Below are 26,044 nucleotides of genomic sequence, written 5' to 3'. Positions count from 1 at the left end.
CGTGGTCGAAGGCGGTTCAAGTCATCACTTTATTAGTCTCGATCCAGCAGTTGCAGTCGCATATATGTTTGCACTGAGCATGCGTTGAGGCTGATGAAGACTTTATTCGCACTCTCCACGGGAGAGGAGCAGGCGCGATTATCATACACCCAATTTTTGATAGTGATCGTTTGAGAATAAAAACTTAGAGAAAGTTTGATTCAAATGATTTCCGAAATCATTTTCAAAACGCGTCAAGGATAACAGGCTTGGTCTGTCAATCTCGGCAGTAAGAGCTAGACTCATCTGTTTGCAGTTTCTGGTGGAGCGATGACTGATTGGTGGCATTATGACACCGAAACTGGTGCGCAGCAGTGATCGTTGATGCTTCTATCTCGCTACTAGATAAATGATCTGGCAATGGAATGGAAATACTTTTGAAACAACGGAATGCTCATTTTGAATACGCCATCATTGAGTTGTTCAAATTCCAGATGTCCGGGGTCAGTGGTGCTGGCGAAGCGTTGTGAATTAGCTCCATGCGGGTTTCGAATCATGATCATATTTTTGGCAGCATCGAATCCGATTATCGTATAGGCGTGCTGGGGCACTACCAGTTCAGGCAGACTGCCAATTACTCCGGCCCAGTACGTGCCGGCAACGATTGGATTTTTCGACGATACTGCCCCTCCAATAAATCTGGAGAGTTCCTGCTGGCTGCAAGTGGATGGTGAGATCACTTCAGCCTTGCAACCGGTTATGCATTGCAGCCCTACTTCGAGACGAGACTGGTCTGCCTGTGCTCCTTCTGCGCCAGCGTTACCCGGAAACTTTTGCACCTGGGCACACTCGATTATTGATGCCCAGAGCGCTTTATCATGAATTCCAGTTTCGTCGAGGAAATCTTGGGTGACCACATATTCGTTACCGTCACCGGGAAAACGCACAACATATGAGCCCTTTTCTCCATAGCGGATCATATTGGCCATTAGCGCCTGCCCTCTGGGCAGTTCTGCCAGTGCCGACATTGAAGCTTCAAACCAGCAGTTGGGAAATCTGCTTTGATCGATTCCCGCGGCTCCATCGCGGGCGATGTCTGCCGCAGTGAATGGACGCGTCGTGCCTGTCTTTTCGCCGAAGACTGGTTTGGGTGTCATCGCCAGTTTGGCGGCTTTGATTGTTCTTTGATTAATCAGTCCTTGCTTTTCGGCCTGACGAACTGTCTCGAAATTTTTCGGATCTTTGGCCATCGCTTCTCGCACCGCAGCTCTGCCTTCCGGCGTCTGCAACATGGCCTGCATCGCCGGGGGGAGCGCCGCTCTAACTGACTCGGGCAGGTCTGGCTCTTGCGTCTGAGCGCCACCTGCCACATCAGGAAACATGGTCTTGCAATAGCTGCTTTCCGTGCTACCGCCGAAGTGACCGATTACATATCCAGCTAACTGCTTGGCTCGATTGTTGCGATTGGCAGCCCGATTTGACAACACGGCAAAGTAATAGAGCTTGGCGTTTGGTGGCGATTTTTTGATAATCGATTCGAAAGCGTCTGCAGAAGCTGCATACTTCTGTTGCGTATATAAGCCATAAGCGTTGCGGATGTCGACTTCTGTCTGAGATGAGGTGCCTGGTTTCGCAACGGCTGAATTTTTTGGTGGGTTGATCGCCTGAGCGGCGCTACCGCAGCTGAATTGAATGCTCAAACCAAGAATAAGGATAGACAGGCAGTTTAGCGAACGCGTTGACATACGTTTGTACCCTTTAGTTCCTCAAGTATGGATATTATGTACCCAGGGAGAGAAGGCTCTTGATAATCTTGCATGCCGGATTGTTAAACGACGAGGTAGTCCTCTGGGCTGAGGAATCATTTCCTGCCCAAAAATTTACTAGCCTGGATGTAGTAAAGAGGGGGAGGCGAGGCGGGCGGCATCCTTACGCTTGTTCATATGCAAAATTGCTGCAAGCCATCGATCCGGCAGCAGTTCCTGCTGAAATGGATACGTGTCGAGCCGCTACAGTGCAGGTCTGGTTGCCTTCCACCGAGCAGCTTCCAGTTCCTTCCAGCCGGTTGTTGTGCGCGGACGATTTTGAAATGCCCTCTCCCGTGAAGCATCTGTCGTGGATAGTCGACACGGTGTCCCTGCATGCGCTCGAAATAGTCTCTCTTGTAGAACGTGCGGATCGCGGTCACATTCTCTCGCCAGGAATAATTCTGGGGGCGGAATTCTCGTATATCATCCAGCTGGCTCGATTCGGCGCTGCTCTGGTTGCCCGCCAGCAATATCTGCCCGGTGTCATGCTCAAAGGCGATATTTACTACGGACGTTGGAAGCCGGTTTTAACACCGGCAGATCGTGATGCTTTCCAGGGATTCACCGAGCTGATGCCGCCTGTGGTGCGCGCTCTTAACGCAGTGCCTTCGTCGACCGCCGAAATCGATAGAAGTGCGCCAACTCCATATGAGTTGGTCAGTAACTATGTGACTGCTTTTGTCGATGACTCAGTGCGGCAAGCGAGCTCGCGTGTGGTGACGTCGATGTATCTGAGTAAAAACAAGTATCTCAGTGTCCATGACTGCTGGATGCACTCACTTTCAACCGCCAGTGGGCGCATGAATTTCGATGATGACGAGATAAAAAAGTTTGTCACGGAGCTGGAGGAGTGGGAGCGCCCGCTCCTGATCAGTGAGTACTCTCAGTTTAGACTTTGTTTTCGTTTGGACGAGCCGCCGCCTGGAGAACCGGTGAGTGAAAAGAAGAGTCGCACATCGACAAAGGAAAACGATGCGTGCACAGATAAGAATTGGCGTGTTCATTATCTGCTGCAGTGTGTGAACGACCAGAGTTTGCTTATACCAGCTGAGGACGCCTGGTTAAATACGGGTGCGGTGAAGAAGACATTTGATTCTGCCAATTTTAACCCACGAGAGCAGCTTTTGCGTTCGTTGGGCATGGCATCGCGTCTCTCTGATCGAGTTGGTGAAAGTTTAAAAAGCCCTACACCATCAGGGTTTGCTCTGGACAATACCGGTGCATTCCAGTTCCTCACAGAAACCGTTCCGGCATTGGAGCAAGCTGGTTTCGGTGTCATGCTTCCAGCCTGGTGGCGAAAAGGTGAAAAGGCGAAACTGAAGAAAAAGGCGAATATCGGTGATGGTACTGAAAGTGGTGCCGAGGATAAAACTGGTAACCCAGAGGAAGAAGATATAGCAAGGAGAGTGAAAGGGCGCTTCGGTGCGGAGAATGTTTTTTACTTCGACTGGGAGCTGGCGCTTGGTGACGAGACGCTGTCCGAGGATGAGTTGATGACGCTGGCCTCGCTCAAGACTCCGCTTGTTAAGATTCGTGGTCAATGGGTTCTTGTATCAAAAGAGGACATCAAAGCTGCAATCGAATTTCTGCAAAAGAAGGCTCGCAAGAAAGCACGATTAGACGAGATTGTAAAACTTGCTCTCACTGGAGCAACCGAGGACGGTACTGAAGTTGAAGTTAATGCGCAAGGCTGGGTTCGCAAATTTCTGGCGAAGTTGACTGCACCACAAGTGATGTCCGAAGTTTCCGCACCCGATGCTTTTGCCGGTGAGCTCAGAGATTATCAAAAGCGCGGTTATTCCTGGTTGAATTTTTTGTCCCAGTTTGGCATGGGAGCCTGTCTTGCTGATGATATGGGGCTTGGCAAGACGATTCAAACACTGGCTCTGATTCAGAAGTATAAGAATGAAGGTGTGGTGGGACCGACACTGCTTGTGTGTCCCACTTCTGTTGTAAGTAACTGGGTTAGAGAAGCATCGAAATTCTCTCCTGACCTGCGCGTCATGGTGCATCATGGTGGCAAGCGCAAGAAAGGCGCTACATTCCTGGAAAATGCAAATCAAAATGACATTGTCATTTCCTCATATGGTCTGCTTGATCGCGATTTGGAGCAGTTGCAGAAAGTGGAATGGTCCGGCTTGGTTCTGGACGAAGCTCAGAACATCAAAAACTATCAGACAAAACAAGCGGCTGCTGCAAGAAGCCTGCGCAGTCTTTATCGCATCGCGCTAACAGGAACACCGGTCGAGAACAGTGTGACTGATTTGTATTCGATAATGGATTTTCTCAATCCTAATCTACTGGGTTCGCTGTATAGTTTCCGCGATCAATTTCTTATTCCTATTCAAGTAGATCGGAGTCACTCAGCGCAGCTACTCTTGAAGTCAATTACCCAGCCATTTATTTTGCGTAGACTGAAAACAGATAAAAGCATTATCAACGATTTGCCTGACAAAATGGAAATGAAGGTCTTTTGTTCACTTACTCGAGAGCAGGTGACTTTATACACTGCTGTGGTGGACTCTGTGGCTGAGCGCATGGCTCAGGCTTCTAATCAGGAGCGGTTGGCGATACTTCTCTCTGGTGTTGTTCAGATGAAGCAAGTCTGCAATCATCCAGCGCACTTTGCTGGTGATAATTCTGCTCTCGAGGGGCGGTCGGGAAAGCTCGAGCGCCTCATTGAAATGCTTGAAGAGATTTTGCGTTGTGGCGAGAAGGCTTTGATTTTTACTCAATTTGCTGAGATGGGCAAACTTCTAAAGCAGCATTTGCAGGAAAAGTTTGGCGAAGAAGTGCTTTTCTTGCACGGCGGTACACCCAGAAAATTGCGTGACCAGATGGTTGAACGATTTCAATCGCAAGACGGACCATCGCTCTTTGTTTTGTCTCTAAAGGCGGGAGGGACGGGATTAAATTTGACAGCTGCCAATCATGTTTTTCATTATGATAGATGGTGGAATCCTGCCGTGGAGAATCAAGCCAGTGATCGTGCCTTTCGTATCGGGCAGAAGAAAAATGTACAGGTGCACAAGTTCATAACTGCCGGCACTCTGGAAGAAAAGATCGACAAACTCATAGAAGAAAAGCAGAAGACTGCAGACGTCGTCGTTGGTTCTGGTGAAGCCTGGATTTCTCAAATGTCGAACGAGGATTTGAAAAAGCTGTTCAAGTTGAGCGACGAGGTTTCTGTGTAAATGTCTCATGATGACATTTTTAATTCACGCTATGGCCCACGCATTGCTCGTGGTGGCATCAAGTCGCAAAATGAACGCGGAAAATTCGGTAAGACATGGTGGGCCAGGCGTTGGATCAATGTGATCGAGGAGCTGGATCTGGGAGGGCGTTTAGGTCGTGGTCGGGTCTACGCAAGACGCGGGCAGGTGCTCTCAATCGACATTCAGGAAGGCTCTATATCCGCCAGGGTTCAGGGCTCGCGGTTGCAGCCGTACAGCGTGCACATCGGCGTGAAAACAATTCCCGTGGATAAGTGGGTTCTTCTGTCGGAAACGGCTTTCAATCAAGCTATTGTTGCCGCAAAACTGCTCGCGGCCGAGATGCCTGAGGATATTGAAAAGCTTTTTGCAGAGCATGGCGTTTCGCTGTTTCCAGCAAGTATGAATGATTTTGCTACAGACTGTTCGTGCCCTGATTATTCCAATCCATGCAAGCATATTGCCTCAGTTTATTATCTGCTCAGTGAGGAATTTGACCGAGATCCATTTTTGATATTTCGTATGCGCGGTCTGAGCAAGGAGAAGTTGATCGATCTGATTACAACTTCGTCGCCGCCAGTCCGTAAAGCGGAAGAACCGACTGTATCCAAGTCAAAGGGTGGAGCTGGTCTCCGTAAATCTTCTAAGGAAGAAGGCGAGCCAAGTTCGGTTGAGAATAAAACGACAAGGACTGCTTCAAAGAGAAAGACGGAGCGCCCAACTTTGCCCCTCGGAGATTTTTGGAAGGTTCACAATGTAAGTCATCTCGTCGGGGCAGTGCACAGGCCGGCGGCGAATGCGGCATTGCCCAAAAGGTTGGGTCATATCTCTTTCTGGCGTTCCAGCTATCCATTTCTTGCGACCTTAGAGGAGGTCTACAAAATTGGCAGTGAGAATGCTATTCGCGATTTGGCTGACGAGCGATTCTCCAGTACTGACTAACGGGGACTGGCGAACGGGGACTGGCGAACAGGGACTGGCGAACAGGGACTGGCGAACAGGGACTGGCGAACAGGGACTGATGAACAGGATTGGAACTGGGACGCTCTCGTTCCGATTTTTCGCAGACAGCAGAATTTCAGGCGTGGTTAGAAATCGGTTAGAAGTTGGACAGGAGTCGGTTAGGTCTTCTGGCATACGATTTCATCTGTACACAACAAACGGGTTCTGCCAGATGCAAATGCAAACGAATTTCCTCACAAGCCATTCCGCCTCTTCGTTACTATCTTTTGCTCCAATTGCCCCGTTGGAGGCAGAACCCGTTGCTGTGCACATTTTGGTCGCCGAGCAGTCAGAGCAGTTGCGTGCATCTTACAGGCAATTATTCACTGATTCTAGCAAGTCTACTGTGGCGATTACATTTGTAAGAACAGGTGATGAAGCCCTCAATTCATACAAGATCAAGAAAACGGATCTGATTGTTCTCGATTTGAAAGCAGCTGATGCCAACGTGTTCGAGGCCGCTGCTCGTATGTGGTTACATAATCCGCAAGCTAAGATCATTTTTCTTGCCGATTCATACAAAGAGTGGCACCTTCGGAAGATCGAAAAGATTGTGCCCGGCCGTGCCGTCTTCGGCTACATCTTTAAAGGACAGAGTGTTGAGCGCATTAGATATGGTATCGAGTGTGTGCTCAGTCATAACTGCACTTTTATCGATCCTCTCACCAGCCAGTCACGACGAACGTTCGGTAATAGCTCGCTTAGCGATGCCGAATACGCCACACTTGTGGATATGGCGCTTGGCTTGACTGACAGAGCGATTGCGGCCAGGCAGAATGTCAGCGTGCGTGGAATTCAAAATCGCATCACTCTGATATTTCAAAAGTTGCTCGATCAAGATCAATTGAAAGCACTCGATCACGATGGCGGTACAGTCAACATGCGAGTACGCGTTGTTGTAGAAGCAATCCGTCGCGGGCTGATTGATATAGAAAACTTTGGTCGTTACGAGCGTGATTTGTTGGAGTTTGTCCAGAGCCGTTGATGATAACGGTTCACCAGACGCTGGTTAATGCGTTGTCTTGTCTGAACTTTGTAGGCCGTAGGATAAACTCTTGAGTTGGGGGCATACTGTAGTTTCAGACTGACCGCTTTGTCGAACCAGGGCTGTGCTTCTTCGAATTTATTGCACTGGAAATATGTCTGGGCAATTTCGAATGTCAACATTGTTTCTGCAGATCTTGTTCCATTTGTTGGTTTTAGTTGATTCAGGAGGTTCTGCAGCAATGCGAGCGCTTCTTCGTAACGTTCGCATGCCGCTAATGCGCTGGCTAAATGACAAGTTACAAAGGCGGTATCCACTGCTTGAGTGCCAAGGATCCGGCGCTTTATCTCCATGGATCTTCTGGCTACGTCAATCTGTAGATCCGGTCTGCGCTGCATGTGATACACGGAATAAAGTTGGTCCAGGGTGCATGACACTTGAGGACTGTCTTTTCCGAAAGCGCTCTCTTGCTTTTTCAAGAGTTGTTGCAGGTGCTCTATGTAGTTTGGATACTCACTGGCTGGGATTTTTTTCTGCCGGTCGTACAATTCGTCTTGCTCGTCTATGATCTGGTCTTTCTCTTGCGCGGGATTTAAAAGTGCTGATTCTGTACGCAGTTCATTCGCAGATTCCGACATCCTGGACGCTGTGGCGGGACTCGCAATTGCAGAAATGAACAAAATTGTTGCCAATAAAGTGATTGCTCTTGTGTCTTTTGGCCTGAAATTCATTACTATGTAAATGACCTTCGCGAGTGTCGAGTTTGAAGCTACTTCCCAAAGTTTTTGTCGTTGCTGCGATTCCAGTTGTGTTTGGAGTCGCGATGATGACTATTTTAGCTTATCTGGTATCGGCCCAAGAAGCGGAGTTGAGCAGAGAAGAGAGCGCACGTGCCGCAATTTCTGATGGTATGACTTTGTCTACTGCGCTCTCCAGCGGTGCGATGGCTGTTTTCGAATATGCCTCCAGTCAAAGTGAAAGTACTTTACGTCCCTATCTGACCGCTAGAAGCAAAGTCGAAAGCGCAATAGGACTACTGAAAAAATCAATGGCTGGGCGCCCCAGTCAGCTAGCGAGAGTGGAACGCATTGAGGCCGAGTGCAACAAGACTCTTTCCTTATCTCAGGAAGTGGTCGAATTGATCCGCATGGGTGGAGCTCACTTTGCGCCGATGCGACTGCGGGAAGTTCGAGAGCTTGTGAACGAACAAATTGTCGATAATAAATTGGATACTGAGATCGCTGGACTGGACGAGCCTTATGTTGGCAAGAATGAGTTTACAGTCAGCCAGTATCGCCAGTTGATCGGTTTGCTTTTGTATGGCGGTTCGGCATTGGCAATTACATTGAGCATTCTGGTGCCTCTTTTGTTGAGCAGGCAAGTCACCAATCGCCTCAATGTGATCATCGAAAATAGCAAACGACTTGCTCGCCGCGCTCCCCTCTTAGAGCCCCTCAAAGGGGCGGATGAAATCGCTGAATTAGACCATCAATTCCATGAGATGGCTGCGTTGCTCGGGCAGGTTAGCAGTCAGGAAAGAGCAATTCTTGCCAATGCTGGTGCTGTCATTTTTACAATCGACCATGACAGTAAGATAGTTGAAATAGGCAAAGAGTGCGAGAAGGTCTGGGGGTATTCTGCTGAGGATTTGTTTGGACGGCGGCTGATTACGCTTGTAAAAAGTGATTCGATTGATGCTTTGCGTATGCGTTTGGAATCAATTGGTTCAGGTGAGACAGCCACTTTTGAAGCGGATTTTGTAAAAAGCGATGGTCAATTCGCTGTCATGCTGTTGAATGTCCATAACGCCGCCGACCAGAAGTTTGCTGAGCAGAGATACTACTGTGTCGCGCACGATATCACAGAGCGCAAGCGTTTGGAAAAGCAGTTGCATGACAGCGAAGCCAAAGTTAGATCGCTGGTAGAAAATCTACCGGCTGGTTTAATGCTGATTGATAAACTTGGAAGAGTTAGATTTGCAAATGGTAGTGCTCTCAAATTGTTCAACCTCAGATCCGTCGAAGAGCAGATGTTTGTGCAACGACTGACATTGCCCGAGGGGATGACAGATTTATTCTCCCTGGCGTTGCAGCAGTCCGGCAAAAGTCTTTTATCATCTATTCAGCTTGACAGTGGTGCTGTTCCAATCGAACTTTCTTTGAATATCGCCGAGGTTGACAGCGATAAGTATGTTCTGGCAATCTTTGCAGATTTAACCGAGCGACTAACAATCGAGCGGATTAAGCAGGAATTGCTGCGCACAATGTCTGATGATGTCGCTCAGCCGATGGCCGATATTGCGCAAATTTTGATTCGGCTCAAGTCCGGTGAGCTGGGCGAGCTAACCGAGAAAGCCCACAGTCGCCTGCAGGTCTCGGTAAACGAGAGCGAGCGGTTACTGAGGCTATTTGATGATTTCTTGCGGATACGAATGGGCGATGAATTGTTTGCTGTAAGCATAAAACCATCGTCGCTTAGTGATATTGTAAATAAGGCTGTGGGTGCAGTTGCTGTTAAAGCTGCGGCCAAGAAAGTGAAACTTATCCCTGTTATTTCTGAGTGTCAGATTAACGTCGATTCCGAGAGAATCGTGCAAGTGCTGGTAAATTTGCTTACAAATGCAATTAAGTTTTCCCCTGAGAAAGGAGAAATACATATTGCCAATGATATTGCAGGCAATGCAGTCAATATCAGTGTCAGCGATCAAGGTTCGGGGATTCCGGCAGCAGCGCTTGATACAATTTTCGAAGCTTTTAAACAGGTGGCGGTGTCGGATGCGACGCGAAAGGGCGGCACTGGACTTGGTCTTGCGATCTGTAAAAGCATCGTAGAGAAACATGGTGGCACGATCTGCGCCAGAAATAATGATGGACGGGGCGCTACCTTTATTGTCTCTCTGCCATTACAGTGAATGTTGATATGTTGGACCTGCGTATTTGTTTTGAAATTTTTCAAGCTACCTTGAATTCGAATTCGCAGGCAACAAATTTTTGACCCTCAACAAATCTCAGGTGCCCGTTGTTTGCCTGCACAATGGCGCAGGCAAATTCCCATGCTAAACTCTGCGGAGGTCCGACGACGCCCTCGCGAGGATGCGATAGTCGCAATCGCAGCGTGTCTTCTTTAGCTTCCTCGTCGAAGAAACTTTCGATTGTGAGAAATTGATTTTCAGGGCAGCTTCGCAAGAGGGCTGTCAGAACGACCTTGATTGCGTGGGAAGAGCTGTCAGGTTCGACCAATAAATTAAGCGAGCGATCGATTTGCAGATGTACATCTACATTTTTTTGCTGTTGTTCAGATTCGGTTGACTCGACGACCGCATCAACGATTTCGGCAAGGTTCGTTGCTGCTATACCGCTGGAGATGGTGGCATGTTTATATTTTGCAGTTTTCATAACTGTGGTTAAGACATTCATCAATTCTACGCTTTGTGCTTCCGCCTTGTGCACTAAGGCCGCTCCCTCTTCTGTCAGTTCGCCCATGACACCAAGCTGCGCAAGATGCAGCTGTGAGTGAATAGTAGTCATTGGAGTGGCAATGTCGTGTGCAATCATGGCCACGAGAGTCTCCTTTATCCTTTCGAACTCATGGCGCTCTGTGGTATCGATCAGCACGGAAAGGTACTGCTTTTTTCTGTTTTCGCTCTGCTCGAGTTCTTCGACTATAAGGTCTGCAGTTTTGATTGACCCATCTGTTTGAATGATTTCAGCTTCATGGGGAAGTCTTTGCTTCGACAGATTATTGAGTTCGGAATGCAGTGCCGGAATGATTTTTTCCAGTTTGGTGTTTTTTATGCTCGACTGATCCCGTCCTAGCAGTGTAATAGCGCTTGGATTGTAATCGAGAACTTCTCCGTCTTCGCTGAAAATGATGATTCCGGCAGGCATCTTTTCTTTAATAGCAGCGAATCTATCTTCGCTTTTGCGTAAATCTTCCTGCGCCTTCTTTCTTTCTGTTATGTCGTGGGCTATGCAAAATATTTCGTCGCTTGTTTCTGACTTTCGAAATGACCAGAGAATATCGAGAAGTCCTCCGTCCTTCCTGGTCAGTTTGTTTTCAAAAGTCTCCATCTCTTCGCTGTTTTTGAGTGTTGCTATAAATGCCTTGGTTTGGCTGCGGTCATCATGGTGCACCAACTCCAGGAGATTGCCACCTATCAGTTCTCCTGCCTGATAACCCCAGGCGGATAGACAGGCTGAGTTGACACTTCTTAGTTCTCCCCTTGAATTTACTGTGCAAATTACATCTGCTGCTTTCTCGATGGTAGCGAGTTCTCTTTCAATTGCTTCAGAAAGTGAAGACGCCATTGTATGAAAAATGTCGTCCAGATCGGCTATTTCATCATTTTCGCCTTTTGTTGATGGTGGCACTAGTTTGTCTAAAGTGGCCAGGCGTTTGCTGTTCAAAACGAGTTTGGATAAACGATTTACTACACTTCGATTAAGTATAAAGGCTGTGATCAATCCTATTGCTGCGATCAGTGTCGCTGCTAAGAGCAGCAATGGGCGCATTGTTTCGGCCGTCGATGCGTGCTCGGAATGTTCCAGGCTGGAGGTAAGCTGCTCCGTCAGTCGTCGATTGCACTGAAAGAGCGTGTCAGCATGTTCTTGTGTAGCAATCTGGAAGCTCATAATTTTGAGAGCGGGCGCTATGCCATGTTCGGCCTTCATCTCAATTGATCTCTGCATCAGTTTCAACGAGGACTCGAGCGTTTCCTCCAGTTCAAATGCGGTTCTCTGTTGTTCCGGATGATCTTTGCAGAGTTCCTTTAGTCTCTGCACCTTCTCTCGCACTTTTGTTTTTGTTGTATTGAGAATTTGTTGTTCGCTTGCTGCTTCAAAGTTGCCTGCCGTCCACAGCTTGGCTGTCGTTTGGCTCACTGTTCGCATCAGGAATTCGCATGTGTCTAACGCTTCGCGAGCGCGTTGCGCCTCTGCCAGTTGCTGGTCTGTATACGTATAAATAAATCCGAGCAGCAGCAAGACCGCAGCACAGATCACCATGGGTAGTGCTGCTAGTAATTCGAATTTATGCCAGAGTCTGAGCCGTATTTTTGACAAGCTATTTTACAGGTATGAAGTTGGAGTTTCTGAATTGAGCATCGCTGCGTGATTGTGTTTATTTTACGAGTTTGTATCCCAGCCCGTGCACAGTTTGCAAAATCTGGTCTGCATTCTCTCCCAATTTTTTTCGCAGCCGGTTTATAGACGTATAGACAGAATCGACTGATGCGTCGGCTTCTGTTTTCCAAACGCGTTTCAATAATTCTTCGGCGCTTATCACTTTGTTTGGATGCGTCATGAAGTATTCTAGAACTGAGAACTCGAGCGGTTTTAGTTTCAGGTTTTGACCGGATTGCATAACTGTCTTGCTTTCTGCATCAAGTGAAATGTTTCCGGCCGACAATACGGCTCTTGATTGTATCGGTGGTCTTTTCAGCAGTGCTTTGATTCGCACCAGCAGCTCCGGCATAGCGAACGGTTTGGTCAGATAGTCGTCAACGCCGCTTTCAAAACCTTCCAGTTTTTGATTGATTGAGCTGAGGGCGGTAAGCATGAGTATGGGTGTTTGCCCGCCTTTATTGCGGAATGCCGTGCAGATATCTGTTCCCTGCATTCCCGGGAGTTGCCGGTCGAGAATGATCAAATCGAATGCGCCTGAAAGCGCGTGCTCGAGGCCGAGAGCACCATCGGCGACGGCATCGACATGGTGATGATCGAATTCCAGTATGTCCTTAATCGAGTCGGCCAGTGCTTCGTCATCTTCAACAATCAGGATTTTTGACATGATCTTTCGGCTGAGGTTCCTGAAGGTGCTGAACAAATCGATACTTCGACCTTTCATCTGTTGTACCACCTGTTATGAATTTTTCCAATGAGGCGAAGCCGAACTCAATGAGTCCGGCTTATCCTCTGGCGAAATTTATTGCTCAGGCGATGCTCAGGCTGGGTAGGAACTTGAGCGCCGCATCTTGCTTGTCGACATGTTCGCTGGGTGCGGAGTGCATGCTCTCACCGCCTGCTTTGCCTTGTTCAGGAGCAGTATCGAGTTTCTCGGGCTTTCCGAAATTGCCGGCGCCGTCAGACTTCAGGGCATTGTTTTTGTCTGCGGCACCAGCACTTCCGTTAAGGGTGCTTCCTTCAGGTTCTGAACCTTCCTGCCTGGCGCCGGCTCCTTCTCCAGCGCTGGGTTGGGTAGGCGCTTCCCCTTTGGGCTCGATTCTATGACCACCGCCGCCCTCTGGTTGGCCGGCAACACCGTTTCCAGTTTTTTTGGGTCCGGAATCAGAGTTAGTAATTGTTTGACCGCTGCCCGATTCTGGGCGCGCAGTTGAATCGGTTTTAGCTGAGGCGCCTGTTGAAGGCTTTTCCCATGCGTCTCGAGCTGCGGCGGCGTAAGCTTCTCCGCCAGCTGAGTGTGGTTCGGACATCGGCTTCTGATTAATTTCTGCATTTTTCATTTTAGAATCGTCCTCAAATAGGTTTCGCTTGGAGGTATGCGAACATCCTATTGGCAACCATTGCCTGATTTAAGGTGGGTTCCTGTGAACATTGATCACGTAAACCCGCAAAATTTTTTCGAACTCGCCTTCAGATCAATGTTGACCGATCAGCACTTTCTGGTCAGTCAATGTCTGGCAGACTCGTGGATCGTCACAGATCCGATCGGTCAGATATTTGAAAAACTTCTGTCCACCAGCGGCGTCAAGGTGGGCTGAGTCTTCAAAGTCCTGGGGCTGGAAGTTCACGTCTTGCACGGGGTCCCAGCAAGCGATATGGGCTTTTTCAGCGATTGAGCGCACCGTTCTTTTATACGTTGCCCATGTCTCAGGCGGTAGCACAGCCGTATGCTGAGGAGTCAGAGGCATGAAAGTGACCTGGAGTGGAATGTTGTGTTCTTTAGCCAGGGCGATGATCTTTTCGAAGTACTTCGTCTGAGTTTCGAACTGAGCAGTATTGATAGGAAGATAGATTTTTCTGAACAGGGCCAGGTCTTTTGCATCTTTTGAAGGCGCGAATTTAGCATCGGCACGTTCTTTAGCTTCTTCTTTCTGTTGTTTTGTCAGCGGTGTTTTGTCTTCTGTGCCAAGCATGACCATAGCTTTTTTCAAATCTTCGGGATGATGAGTAAGCTTCGATGTCTCGTGGGCAAGCATGGCACGGTAATCATCTCTATAGAAATAGAAACTGGAAACGCTCTGCATAATTGCTTCAGTCAGTTCCGGAATGGCAGTATCGTAGCGAGTGTTGCCCTGCAAAATATCGCCGACACGAATCGGGAAGTCGGCTAACTGCACATAAGTAGATGTTTTCTCGATCTTGGTGCGATGGTTATCGAGAAAGTCCTTTGGACCGCTGAAAAGCAGGATCATTTTTGGCTTCTTGCCGGATGCCAGATACTTATTCAAGATCAAATACTGATCTGACATCATGCAACCGCCTACGGCACTGTTGGCAATGGAGATGTCTTTGCCGAGGCGCTTGCTCAGCAGATTTGCGAAATAGTCAGATTTGGAATATGACCAGATCTTGTACTTCATGTACCAGTCATCGTAGCGTGTCTGGCGTTGATAGAAAGCGTCATCACAGCGCACTGAAGGAAAGAGAATCCCGGATGCTCCAACGATTAATACGTCGGCATTTTCTCTGGATTGCATCAATGGTGGCAGCTTCGCTACCTGCGTTCCCCAGAGGTTGGCTGTGTCTTGAAATTTCGGCAGACCGGAGGGAAACAGGGCGTTTATCACAATATTGAAGGCGATCAGACACGCCAGGCAACTGAATGTCGTGCCTGTCAGCGCTTTTGCTGTTGGTGTCAGATTTGGTGCCACGAGATTGCCTAGAACTGGAAGTAAACGAATGGAGCCGAAGTGGTTGGAATCAAAACGATCATGGCTATTATCAGCACTGCGCAAAATGCACCTTTAACGAATGGTGGCACTCGATCGAAAGCGCGGTCATTGATCAATTTGCTCAGAGGCAAATTAGCCAGGAAAAGTACTGCCACCATGGTCACAGTTACGGGCACGATTATTGGCAGAGTTTCTTTGGCAATGAAGAAGTGGTGAGCCTCTTCTGCTGTGTATATAGGGCTGAAGAGAAGCATCTTTTTCACTGCAGCGAACGCTTGTTTGCTGTCCTGCAGGCGGAAAAACACGTCGCCTATGCAGACGGCGTTGAATGTCAGAAATATGGAGAGATAATGCCAGGCGCCCGATTTCCACAGTGGATCAAGTTTAGGCAAGCGCCCCTTGAGTGCGACGAATTCACGGTGTACAACCAGGCACAGTCCATGGAAGAGTCCCCATATTACGAAGCTCCATGAGGCTCCATGCCAGAGTCCGCCCAGGGCAAAGGTAATGAGAATGTTGCGGTTAACTTTCCAGTTTGCGACGCGTGAGCCGCCCATCGGAATGAAGAGGTAATCGCGCAGCCATGTTGATAGCGAGATGTGCCAGCGGTGCCAGAAATCTGCCATATTCGCAGCAATATAGGGGAGATTGAAGTTGATCGGAATGTGATAGCCGAAGAGCATCGCGGAACCGCGAGCTATATCTGTGTAAGCACAGAAGTCGAAATAGATCTGAAAGGCAAAAGCGTAAGTGAACAGCCACAGCTCCGGTGCACCGTATGAGGCGGGGTTGGAAAAGCCCATTTGCACAAGGATAGCCAGGTTGTCGGCGAGCAGTAATTTCTTTGCCAGACCCATGACGATGAGGGGCAGTCCTTCGTCGAAGTATTCCAGCTTGAACGGATTTGTGTCCGTCATCTGTTTCATGAAATCGTCGTATCGCTTGATTGGTCCTGCGATCTGCGTTGGGAAAAAGGCTGCGAAGAGAGCAAAGTGTACGAAAGAATCTACAGGCTTTCCGCCTCGATTGACTTCGAATAGATAGTGTATGAATTCGAAAACGAAGAAAGAAATGCCGAGCGGCAGAACAATATTAAGCGCGAAGTCCGGGGTCTGTTTGCTGACGAGATGAATTGCCGATGCTACTGTGTCGAGAAAGAAGTTTGCGTACTTGAAAGTAGCGAGAGTCAAGATATTTGCAACGATGCCTGCGGTGAATAGCTTTTTGCGGTTTGTCGTTGCTCGGGAAAGAATTTTGCCCCAGTAGAAGTTGAATAGTGTCAATCCAATGATCAAAAGAACAAAGGGCGGGTTCCACGATGCGTAGAAGATATAGCTTGCTACCAGTAGCAGTGGCAGTTTGACGGCGCGTGGCGACAACCAGAACAGGAGCACGACGGTTGGCAGAAAGATCAGATACTGGACACTGTTGAAAAGCATTTTCTTGGCTCTAAATTAGATCCCATGGCAAGTCCCGATAGTACCATGGCGCGGGCTCTTCCAGCATTTAGATAAAGTTTCCGAAACGGCTTATCTAGCTCTAAATCTAAGCGGAAACCCCTGTACTTCAATGCTTGCGTAACTCCAGGCTGCTCTGAAGCGGTGTTGTCAATTTCTTTTAATATCCACAGGCTTGACGTTTTGGACTGCTGTCAGGAGGCGAATTGTTAGTAGCCTTTAACGCCTAGTGCTGACCGATCAAGACCCCATTCTGGGCGATCGACGCGGCAACTTTCTGGTCGCTGCAAATCTTCTCAGTCAGGTAGTTGAAGAATTTCTTGCCACCTACTTTGTTCAAGTGGGCACTGTCCTCGAAATCGTCCGGTTCAAAACCGATTTCTTCTTGTGGGTCAAGGCAGGCGACGTCTTCTTTCGCTGCCATCTCTGTGACACGTTTTTTGTACGTATCCCAGGCGTCCGGCTTCAATATATTCTTGTGTTCTTCGGCCAGTGGCATGAAGCATATTTGTACTGCAATACCGTTGCTCTTAGCCAGTTCGATTGTTTTTTGCAGGTAGGCCATCTGTTGATCGAACTGAGTTTTGTTGATGGGCAGATAGATCTTGCGAAATCGTTTGATGTCCTGGTTTGTGTTTGGTATATACCTGATGGGCTCTGCCTTTTTGGCGCTTGCGAGAGCCGCTGAATCTTTGCCAGCGGTAGCCTTTTGGGCGGCAAGATTTTCTGGGGTTTTTTCCAGGGACTCCGGATGTCCGGTCAATTCGGACGTTTTTCTGGCTAGAAAACCGCGGTAGTCTTCTCGGAAGAAGTAAAACTTAGAGAGTGCCCGCAGCAATGATTCCGACATTTCAGGTACTGACGAATCGATCTTGCAGTTGCCTTGCACAATGTCTGTCAGGCGGATTGGAAGGTCGGCAAGCTCAGTGTAGATGGGTGTTTTGTCGATGCTTGGTTTGAGATTGTCGTAAAAGTCCTTCGGTCCGGTTGTGATCAGGACAAACTCCGGACGTTTACCTGCATCCAGGTATTTCTTCAGAACAATGTATTGGTCCGACATAATGCAGCCACCAGATCCAGTATTATCTATGGTGACATCTTTGTGCAGCTGATGCGACAGCAGATCTGCTAAATAGTCCGACTTTGCATATTTCCAGATGTCGGATTTCATGAACTGCTCGTCGTATCTAGATGGGCGTTGATGAAATTGATCGTCGCAACGGACCGATGGAATGACGATTCCTGAAGCACCCAGCAATAGTACATCGGGGGCATCTTTAGCTTTGAGCATTCCCGGGAGCTTTGATATGAGCGCATTGGTCATATCACGATAGTCTGGCAATCCCTCAGGCAAAGTGGCATTGACGATTGAGTTGAAGGCGAACAAAGTGAACAAGCAACCAAATGTGGTGCCTGCTAAAAATTTCGGAGATGGTCTGGTTTTGACGGTCACTTGCTGGCTGTTCAATCTGTTTTGCACTGGTGCAGCATTGCCCTGCTTTTACCACATGGCAAGCGGTTCGATACTAGCACGGTGCTGGGTTCCAGAGCTTGAGGTTAAGATTTATTAGTGGTCTTTTCTTCGTGATAATCAAGTTCAGTATTGATTGACCAGATGTTGTCCTTGGTTTTTACGCCATTTATGATGTTTTCGACAGCCGTCATTGCCGTAAGCATCGAGTGGTCCTGGTTGTTGTATTTGTGCATTCCGTTACGTCCCACCAGGAACAGGTTTTCGAATCTGTCGATAAAACGTTGCAAAACATCAAATTTTTCATAAGTGCCGAAGTAACCAGGATAGGTTTTCGGCATTCTGATAACAGTGGCGTCCAGTACATCTGAAGCATCGATGATGCCGATGTGTTCGAGCTCTTTACCAGCAAAATCAATCAGTTTCTGATCGTCCCAGCTCCAGATGTCGTCAGTTTCGTTGCAGAAATATTCCAGCCCCAGCCAAACTTTGGATTGATCGACAATCATATAGGGACTCCAGTTGTTGAAGATCTGGAGTCGACCTAGTTTTACATCCGGCTCCTGAATGTAAATCCAGTTGTCCGATACGAGCTTTGTACCGTTTGTGGTTTGCTCTGAGATTTTCAGTTTATTGACCAGCAGCCCGACCGTGAAAAAGTCCCGATACAGCAGTCCATCACTGATCTGCGTAACTTCTGGTCCCGGTTTGGGCTCAAGGCATTGGACCAGGTCTTTGATTGCCATAGTCGAGAAAAAGTAGTCGCCTTCGTAGGTGCGGCGCTCGCCGGTTTTCGCGTCTTCTATTTCGACTGACTTAACCCGGTTCTCGGTGACGTTGATTTTTACGACATTGCAGTCGTTATGAATCTCTCCGCCTGATTCTGTAACGTGTTTGCCGACGTATTCCCACATCTGTCCGGGACCGAGTTTCGGGTAGAGAAATCGCTCGATCAGGGACGTTTCTGTTTCTTTTTGTCCGATGTCTACAGCTGATAAAGAACTCTTGAAAAAGTGGCGAACCGCACGCCAGAGCGATAACCCTTTGATGCGCTGTGCGCCCCATGCCGAAGTTATCTGCGAGCAGGGAACGCCCCAAACTTTCTCAGTGTAAGACTTGAAGAACGTCAGGTAGAGCTCTTTTCCGAATCTGTTGGTGAGAAATTCGTCCAGAGTTTTCTCTGGCTTGATGGGAAAAAGGCTGGCTTTCATGTAACTCAGACCGACCTTCGCAGTCTTAAAGAGCCCCATGTTTTTAACGGTTGCAGGCGTCAGGCTGATTGGATAATCGAAAAATTTGCGCATGAAGTAAATGCGCGATTTTCGATTGCGCAATAACATGACTCTGTCTTCTTTTTTAGGGTCAGGAGCGCTAATCTGACCCTCTACAGATGTCGTCTTTTGCTGATAGGTAATAACTTGACTCTTCTCTTCCAGCGCCTCTAAGGGCATTACATCGAGCCACCACTGCATGACTCGATCGGATTTGGAAAAGAAGCGATGACCGCCGATGTCGATGCGGTTGCCTTTGTAATTGACAGTACGAGCGATGCCGCCGAGATAGTCGGTGCGTTCCAACACGATCGGTTTGATTTTTGTGTGTTTTAAAAGCTCGAAAGCTGCTGTCAATCCAGCCGGTCCGGCCCCGATTATTACGGCCGTTTGCTGGCTACCAGCGGGTTTTTCCATTGATCTTGTCAGACCTGCGTGAAGGAAGTCGGATTTGATCGCGTTGTAATGCGATGCTCAATCATCCATTGTGGATCTTACACAATTTGAGTAGCCCTGTCAGCAAATTGGCGCGACCTTTAGAGGGTTTCAGGCAGCCAATCTACGAACAGATAGCTATGTTGCTTTGATTGACAACAATCGTATATACGCTTGTTGTTACAGATTGTTAGACACGTGGTCCTGTCAATCCGGCTGAAACTTTAGCGAGCTTATGTGTTAGCGATTGCGGTCTGAGAGGCAGCGTTGTTTTGGCTCTCCAGAGTCTTGCTGCTGACAGGTTCTGTTGCCGCATTTTTCAGGGAATTGGTCGAGCTTGATGCACTCGTTGAAATGCTTTTGTGCTGCCCGGCCGCGTCTTCGATCGGCATCACCGGTAAGACTTCTTTGCCCTGGATTTTGTCGCGAGTATGTAAGGCAACTCCGCACCAAAAAGCGATTCCGCAATACACGAAGTAGAGCCAGTGCATACCTATTGCTGGTATCGCGAACAGTGCACCACGTCTTTTGACGAAGAAGCTGTAAGTATTGATGTTGAGTGAAAAGAGCACTACTGCAAGTGCGGCAGCCGCATAGCCGGCGTGTGGAACGAATGGAATCAGCACCAGTGAGAGGAGCAGAAGATAAGTGACAGCCAGGCTCAGTCTCTGATCGTTGCCCAGGTTCAAGTCGTTGATCAGACGGGACTTATCGCTGAGAATCAGGCGCGTCCATGGAATACCACGATCGAATACATCCGTTTTCAGCAAACACATCAAAGTCCAATTTTTATAGTGTTTGACCTGTACTTTTTTGGACAATACGATTTTGCCGCCGGCTTGCTTAATGCGATAGCCGAGGTCTATGTCTTCAATGCTGGGACGTTTGTATGTGACGACGTCGAATCCACCCAGGGCAAGAAATAGAGAGCGACGCACTACGCCGCATCCGGACCAAAATGTAGCGGCATCTTCACTGCTGTTCTGATGGACCCAGTGGTGCATCAGATTTTTGTATTGACTGAGGAATGACGGTGCTCGCGGCGTTGTATCGTAAGAGCCGAACAAGGCATCAATGGTGGTATCGCGGGATAGGATTCCGGCCATGTTTTTGAATGTGACTGCGTTGACCTCGCAATCTGCGTCTATGAAACAGACGTATTCTCCAGAAGCGTAGCGTGAACCTATGTTTCGAGCTGCGCCCGGACCCAGTCTTCCTTCCGTACTCATCACGGTGGCACCATAGTGCCTGGCCAGAGCTGCTGATTGGTCTGTCGAACCGTCGTCGACAACAATCAGTTCCCAGTTTGTAGGTTTCCATCTGGCGATTGCAGCCAGGCAGTCTTCGAATTGATCGCCGCCATTGTAAACAGGCACGATTACCGAGACGTTCGGTGAAAGAGTGGTTGGACCGCTTCTTGCTTTGGCCGATTGTTTATTGTTATCAGTCATCAATGTTTCCGTGTGTCCGCTGCGCTGAGATTCGCGTCTTTTCAATTTATTCGTCACTTATTTCCGTAGTGAGAAGTCGCAGCCGGTCGGTAGTAATTGCTCTTCTTGTCAAGAAGTGTGAGCTGAGTACAGCTATGAGATTGCCAAATCGGAAGGAGATAGTAAAGAGCGAATACATAATAATTGCTGCCAGCGAGAATGCTGGATCTCTTGGCTACTTCGCATAATCCCAGCTCGTCAAGGTTGAGCAATTATTGAATTCTGTCTTGATAATTTCTAATTGCTGCAGTTGTAAATACGTGTTGCAGTTTGAAAAATTGTTGGACATATTCGCTGCATAGCTCGTTGATAGCGTGCTCTGCGAACTCCTGGCTGCCAAGTGGTTTTGTGATCAAATAATTTAGTGCCTCAGCTTCAATTATTTACCAGCCACACAGGGTGGATTTAAGTTCGCTTCAGGTCCACCTGCGTCGGTTTCCTGGTTCATGGCTTCTACTTCTGCGGCGAGGGTTTCCATTTGCTCCTCAGGCGTTTTCTTTTTGCGGTTGAGAATGACTTTGACATCATCCATGGTGATGGATTTGAAGAGGAACACGAGCACCACATAGACACTACCGGCGGCGGCAATCTGAATCAGCAGGTGGAGATTGTGCGTGACTTGAATGACCGGATACATAAAGCAAGCGGCAATTGCTGGTTTCCAGAGGTGGCGTCCAAGGGGAATTCGTCCGACAAATTTTTGCGCCGCAATGTAATCGAGAATTAGAATCAGGAATTCGCACGCAAAATTGGCTAGTGCTGCTCCCATGATTCCGTATTGCTTTATGACGAAGATGTTCAATACTACGTTTACCAGCGCCGCCAACGACATGATGCGTAAGTCGTTTACTTGCTTGTTGAATGAAATAAGCAAGACCCTGTAGGTTCTGCTGAGCATGTGCATACCAAACAGTGCCAGGAGTACCTGCAGTGCCGGAACTGCTGGTAGGTACGCTTTGCCGTAGAGAAACAGAACCAGTGGTTCTGCCACCAGAATGCCACCGACGGAAGCACCGATTGCGATGGCAGCGGAGATGCGCATGACGCGATTCAACAGTGCTTCAATTGTATGAAAGCCCTGTACATATGCTTGTGCCAGTGTAGGTCGAAGGGCTGTGTAATAGGCTACAGTGATCAGCACGAGCATCCAGACGACACGGAAGGAGGCTCCGTAGAGTCCAGTAGCTTCAGAGCCGACCCAGATGCCGAGCAAGAGAATATCGAAGTTCTCGATAATTCTTCCGACCAGGGCCGAGCCGACAAGGGGCAAAGATCCGGTGACGAATTTTTTGATCGTCTCAGATTCCCAGCCTAGTTTGAACATGCCGAATGTTCGACTGTAGGTGACAAGCAGGTATGCGACTGCTATGGCGCGGGTTGCTACCTGCATGACGGGAACATAAATGACGTCGCTGGGCTGTTTTACCAGCAGGAAAACACCGGTCGCCATGAGGAGTTGACAGAGGCAGTCTGATACTATAGCTGGTACCATTGACTTGCTGCCGAGGAAGACCCAGTTAAGATCTAGAGCACTGGGAAGCATCGTTGCGCCGGAGATGAGGATTATTGTTTTAGTCAGTGGTGGCAGCGGCATCAAGTAGGTGGCGACGGACAATCCAATCAGTGCGGGAATCAGCATAAGCAGTCTGAGACTGACCACAGATTTGACGATGGTTGGAATGGGCGTGATACCACGAGCCACTTCCAGCGGGCCCCAGGCGTCAAAACCGAAATCAACTATGATGCCTATGTAAGCCAGTACGGTCATGGCGAATACGACGGCGCCGTATTCGTCTGGAAGAAGCACGCGAGTCATTTGAATAGTGACGGCAAATGCCAGAATTCGGCTGATCATTTGACCAACCGAGAGTATGGCGAAATTTTTGCTTATGCCCGGCTTGTCCTTGCTCATCCAGTCAGCTCCGGATTGTGTACAAGAGCCGATTGTCCGTCTTAACGTTCATTGGTCTCAATCAATAAGCAACTCGTTTGCAGCGTCAGGTTATGGTTTGCGCGCAACAAAGCCGCTTGAGTGTCCGAAAGGCAAGTCGATGTTAGCAGAGAGGAGAGCCGCTTCCACTGCCAGTTCTTTATGCATGAGATTGTTTAGCCAGCCCAGGCTTTCTGCGTAGTTTTTGATTGCCAGTCCAGGACCGATCGCTTTGGTGGTGTTCGTCAGTCCATGCGATTGAGCGTGGCCGTGGTCGTGTCCATGGTTGTGACCATGATCATGCCCATGGTCGTGACCGTGTCCATGACCATGATCGTGATCGTGTCCATGACTGCGTCCGCTATTCTTGAAGGCGTTCAGGTATTCGCGGAGAGCGCCGAATGCGCTAGGTAGAGTGTTCAAGTAAGTGGCGCGCTCGACGACAAAACCGGCTTGTCTGAGCATGGTCGTGACAGTCGGCACGTCATAACGGCGATATTGGTCTTTGTCCGCTCCGCTGAGCTTGACTCGGCCCCACGACGAATTGGTGCGCAAGTAGACAAGTCCACCCGGTCTTAGCAGTCTCTTGAACTCAGCGATAGCCTTTTCATCGGCGCCGGCACCTGCGAGATGTTGAATGGTATCAATACAGATAATCAAATCGACGCTGGCTGATGGCAGTGGCACATCGGTAGCGCTGCCCAGAACCAGTTTGGTGGCACCACGCATTTCGCAGAACTTGAGCGCATGCTCGGAATAGTCCAGTCCGGTCGGTTCGCCTGCCAGCGGATAATGTTTCTGGACAAAATCGAGCAGGTAGCCAGTACCGCAACCGATGTCCAGCACTTCGATATTTTTCATACCTGAAGTTGGTTTCTTCAGGAGGGCAACCATAGCGTCACGCATGCCTTGAGCCCACCAGTGATTCTCTTCGATGTCGTAGAGGCGCTGGTAGTATTCGGGTTCGAATATCTGTGGAGCGGATTCTAATTTTGTGCTCATAAATGCTTTTTAGCTTCCTATTATCGGAGTTGATGAGGAATTGACTTCCTGAAGTGCGAATCGAGTTCCAGCAGCTGGTCAGGTGCGGCGGTCATGGCGACGAGCCCGGTCCCTTACGGGGTGGTCAAGTTGCGTTGATTAGGATAACCCGTTTGTCAACATCTAATCATTCGTCACGTTTCATACTCGTTTGACAATTCTGTTTTCGACAAACCTGCATTCCCCGGAAGTCCCATACTAAGAGCATCCATGGGCGCGGGACTATTTGATAACGCTGGTCTAATCTTTATTAAGAACGTAAGCAAGCCGTAATGTGTAGCATGATCTAGCCTGGACCAGGCAGCCTTCTACTTCAACCAAAATACGTGCGAATTACCAAACAATCGATCGCCTTTTCAGTCATCGGCGCAATTCTTGCGATTACGGCCTTTGCCTTACCTGACACCGTGCATATCGAAGCAGTTGTTCCCCCGGGTTCTGTCAGCTCGCCTGACAAAAACCTGATTATCGTGAAGTGGTGCGCTTTTCTCGATGGATTCTGGTGTCTTTTAATCGGTTTGACCGGGTGGCGATGGCAACGTCTATCGGCTGAATCTCTGATTGTGCCCAAGCCAATTACCGATTCCGAGCCACTTACCCGAAGGCAGGCTACTTTTGTACTTTCGGGCATTATTGCGCTTGGTCTGCTGCTGCGTTGTCTCTTCCTCAACTCGAGCTTTTGGCTGGATGAAATTACGCCTCTGACGTTTTATCGTGACAGTTCAATTTTCGGATTGTTGACGACTTACTACAGCACCAACAACCATCTCTTTTATACGCTGCTTGAAAAAATGGCTGTCAGTGTCTTTGGGGAGCAGGAATGGGTGGTGCGTTTGCCATCAGTTCTAATTGGTGCGCTGACTATTCCAGTGTTCTATTTGCTGACCAGATTGATAGCAAGCCGCTGGATTTCTCTGGCTGCTGCTCTTCTTTTAGCTGTTTCGTATCAGCACATATTCTTTTCCCAAAATGCTCGTGGATACACTGCGCACTTGCTCTTCTCGCTGGGTGCGACTCTATTTCTGCTTCGTGGAGTCAAGAAGGACAAGGTGTGGCACTGGGTGGGTTATTGCTTGTGCACGTTCTTGAATATGGCGTCCATTATTGCCAGCTTGTCAGTGCTAATCGCGCACTTCTTAATGGCAGTAGTGGCGTCAGTGGTCGTTCAGCGGCGCAGTGGGGGCGGCTGGCCGCTTTTCTGGAGACTCTCGTCCGTAATGTTTCTGTCACTGCTAATGGTGCTCCACTTATACAGCATAATTTTTCCGCAAGCGTATATGGTCGTGCAGGAGACCTATAAAGTGCAGTCTACGGGGTTTACCTTGTTTTCGGCGGAATTTCTCAATGAGGTTGTGCGTGGTTTGAGAATAAGCAGCGCTCCGCTTGTGGCAGTTGCTGCTGTGCCGGGATTGATCATTGCTTTCGCCGGACTAAAGGCGATGTTTCGTTCCAGTTGGCTTTTGCTGGTCGGACTGATTTTGCCTGAAATATTACTGGCTCTCTATTTGCTAAAACTAGCATTGGCTGTGTCGCCAAGATTCTTTTTGTTAGCCTTGCCGCTTGCTCTGCTTGTTTGCGCAACCGGTCTGCATGAGTCTTTGCGATGGATCTTGAAAAGGATAGGGCAAGAGAAGCTATCCATGCCTCTTTTTACCTTGTCTATCCTGTGTGTAATGGCGGTCAACATTCCGCCGTTGATGTCGTACTACAGAATTCCTAAACAAGATTTTCGTTCGGCGGTTTTATATTTGAAATCAAAACCGGGCAAAATTTATCCACTTTCGATTTATACGGCGCGCGAGGGAGTGGCGTATTACGCGAGTCGTAGCGATATGAGGCTCAATCAAGACTATTACGATGTAAGGACGATTCCTGAATTTAACGAGGTCTTGCGACAGCACAAGCCTGAGCAGTTGTATCTGATCACCACTTTTCCCCGTGCATTACACCTGGATCATCCCGAACTCGAGCCGCTAATCGAAAAATATTGGGTCGTTGATAAAGTATTTCCCGGTTCGATCGGTGATGGTGATTTAACTGTATGGAAACCTCGTTAGTTATATGCAAGGGTAATTCGCATTGAACTGTTTTATTATGATTCAGCTCCGGCG

17 protein-coding genes are annotated in these 26,044 nt (G+C 48.5%); 5 read left to right on the top strand and 12 right to left on the bottom strand.

All coding sequences use genetic code 11. The features are described from left to right. Window positions 1-380: 380 nt before the first annotated feature. Entirely contained in the window at window positions 381-1,724 is a 1,344-nt protein-coding gene (locus EKK48_30430; GenBank protein RTL34897.1) for a hypothetical protein, read from the bottom strand. A 59-nt stretch (window positions 1,725-1,783) separates the two neighbouring features. Between EKK48_30430 and EKK48_30425 the strand changes: the two genes are divergently transcribed. From EKK48_30425 to EKK48_30415, 3 genes are read left to right on the top strand one after another with little or no spacing between them, the layout of a single operon-like run. Beyond that, window positions 1,784-4,981, top strand: a complete 3,198-nt coding sequence (locus tag EKK48_30425; protein RTL34896.1) for a DEAD/DEAH box helicase — start codon at window positions 1,784-1,786, stop codon at window positions 4,979-4,981. After that, entirely contained in the window at window positions 4,982-5,941 is a 960-nt protein-coding gene (locus tag EKK48_30420) for a hypothetical protein (protein RTL34895.1), read from the top strand. Continuing rightward, on the top strand, window positions 5,895-6,986 hold the full coding sequence (locus tag EKK48_30415) for a response regulator transcription factor (protein ID RTL34894.1): 1,092 nt from the start codon (window positions 5,895-5,897) through the stop codon (window positions 6,984-6,986). Before EKK48_30420 ends, EKK48_30415 begins: the two co-directional genes overlap by 47 nt. On the opposite strand, the gene EKK48_30410 is transcribed toward EKK48_30415, so the two are convergent. After that, window positions 6,947-7,717, bottom strand: a complete 771-nt coding sequence (locus tag EKK48_30410) for a tetratricopeptide repeat protein (protein ID RTL34893.1) — start codon at window positions 7,715-7,717, stop codon at window positions 6,947-6,949. The genes EKK48_30415 and EKK48_30410 overlap by 40 nt on opposite strands. Before the next feature lie 92 nt (window positions 7,718-7,809). On the opposite strand from EKK48_30410, the gene EKK48_30405 reads away from it, so the two are divergent. After that, window positions 7,810-9,897, top strand: a complete 2,088-nt coding sequence (locus EKK48_30405) for a PAS domain S-box protein (GenBank protein RTL34892.1) — start codon at window positions 7,810-7,812, stop codon at window positions 9,895-9,897. A 40-nt stretch (window positions 9,898-9,937) separates the two neighbouring features. Here the strand turns inward: EKK48_30405 and EKK48_30400 are convergent, their stop codons facing one another. From EKK48_30400 to EKK48_30355, 10 genes are all read right to left on the bottom strand, one after another. Beyond that, window positions 9,938-11,989, bottom strand: a complete 2,052-nt coding sequence (locus tag EKK48_30400) for a PAS domain-containing sensor histidine kinase (protein RTL34891.1) — start codon at window positions 11,987-11,989, stop codon at window positions 9,938-9,940. A 115-nt stretch (window positions 11,990-12,104) separates the two neighbouring features. Then, window positions 12,105-12,830 carry a response regulator transcription factor gene (locus EKK48_30395; GenBank protein RTL34890.1) on the bottom strand — a complete coding sequence of 242 codons (726 nt, stop codon included), beginning with the start codon at window positions 12,828-12,830 and terminating at the stop codon, window positions 12,105-12,107. Window positions 12,831-12,915: 85 nt separating this feature from the next. Beyond that, window positions 12,916-13,446: a hypothetical protein gene (locus EKK48_30390; protein ID RTL34889.1), complete on the bottom strand. Its 531-nt coding sequence runs from the start codon at window positions 13,444-13,446 to the stop codon at window positions 12,916-12,918. A 135-nt stretch (window positions 13,447-13,581) separates the two neighbouring features. Then, window positions 13,582-14,817, bottom strand: a complete 1,236-nt coding sequence (locus EKK48_30385) for a DUF1574 domain-containing protein (protein ID RTL34888.1) — start codon at window positions 14,815-14,817, stop codon at window positions 13,582-13,584. A gap of 8 nt (window positions 14,818-14,825) precedes the next feature. Continuing rightward, on the bottom strand, window positions 14,826-16,277 hold the full coding sequence (locus EKK48_30380) for an MBOAT family protein (GenBank protein ID RTL34887.1): 1,452 nt from the start codon (window positions 16,275-16,277) through the stop codon (window positions 14,826-14,828). Window positions 16,278-16,521: 244 nt separating this feature from the next. Further along, window positions 16,522-17,775, bottom strand: coding sequence for a DUF1574 domain-containing protein (locus tag EKK48_30375; GenBank protein RTL34886.1), 1,254 nt, complete (start codon window positions 17,773-17,775; stop codon window positions 16,522-16,524). A gap of 77 nt (window positions 17,776-17,852) precedes the next feature. Continuing rightward, window positions 17,853-19,454, bottom strand: coding sequence for an NAD(P)/FAD-dependent oxidoreductase (locus tag EKK48_30370; GenBank protein RTL34885.1), 1,602 nt, complete (start codon window positions 19,452-19,454; stop codon window positions 17,853-17,855). A gap of 251 nt (window positions 19,455-19,705) precedes the next feature. After that, entirely contained in the window at window positions 19,706-20,923 is a 1,218-nt protein-coding gene (locus EKK48_30365; protein ID RTL34884.1) for a glycosyltransferase family 2 protein, read from the bottom strand. A 418-nt stretch (window positions 20,924-21,341) separates the two neighbouring features. Further along, window positions 21,342-22,874, bottom strand: a complete 1,533-nt coding sequence (locus EKK48_30360) for a flippase (protein RTL34883.1) — start codon at window positions 22,872-22,874, stop codon at window positions 21,342-21,344. Window positions 22,875-22,964: 90 nt separating this feature from the next. Continuing rightward, on the bottom strand, window positions 22,965-23,894 hold the full coding sequence (locus tag EKK48_30355) for a class I SAM-dependent methyltransferase (protein RTL34882.1): 930 nt from the start codon (window positions 23,892-23,894) through the stop codon (window positions 22,965-22,967). 365 nt (window positions 23,895-24,259) lie between these two features. On the opposite strand from EKK48_30355, the gene EKK48_30350 reads away from it, so the two are divergent. Further along, a complete protein-coding gene (locus EKK48_30350; GenBank protein ID RTL34881.1) occupies window positions 24,260-25,990 on the top strand; it encodes a hypothetical protein in 1,731 nt (576 codons plus the stop codon). Window positions 25,991-26,044 lie beyond the last annotated feature (54 nt).

Source organism: Candidatus Melainabacteria bacterium (assembly GCA_003963305.1).
In the GTDB taxonomy this organism is placed as follows: Bacteria; Cyanobacteriota; Vampirovibrionia; order Obscuribacterales; family Obscuribacteraceae; genus PALSA-1081.
Note: the sequence above shows the minus strand (reverse complement) of the source record. Positions and strands in the feature narration are given on the sequence as shown.